The 388-nt window shown below is 55.2% G+C and carries 1 protein-coding gene; it reads left to right on the top strand.

Annotation, left to right across the window (positions count from 1 at the left end; translation table 11 throughout):
• Positions 1-5: 5 nt before the first annotated feature.
• Positions 6-388: redoxin family protein (locus ACYP03_RS24505; protein ID WP_459782449.1), on the top strand; the 383-nt coding region annotated here is incomplete at its 3' end.

Genomic DNA, 388 nt, shown 5'->3' on the forward strand with positions numbered 1-388 from the left:
AGACTCTGCCAGCCGCTACCCTGGGTGAGCTCACCAAAGACGGCATGGTTAACCATGACGTTACCGACCTGTTTGCAGGCAAGAAAGTGGTGTTGTTTGCGGTTCCCGGCGCCTTCACGCCAACTTGCTCGGAATCTCACCTGCCAGGTTATGTGGTGCTGGCTGATCAACTGAAAGCCAAAGGCGTGGATATTATCGCCTGCGTGTCAGTGAACGATGCCTTCGTGATGCAAGCCTGGGGAGAAGCACAAAATGCCTCAGAAATTATGATGCTGGCAGACGGTGACGGCAGCTTCACCAAAGCGCTGGGTCTGGAGATGGACACCGCGAAATTTGGCGGCCTGCGCTCACAACGCTATGCGATGATCATCGACAACGGTGTGGTCAC

The sequence above is a fragment of the Photobacterium sp. R1 genome, from assembly GCF_054600795.1.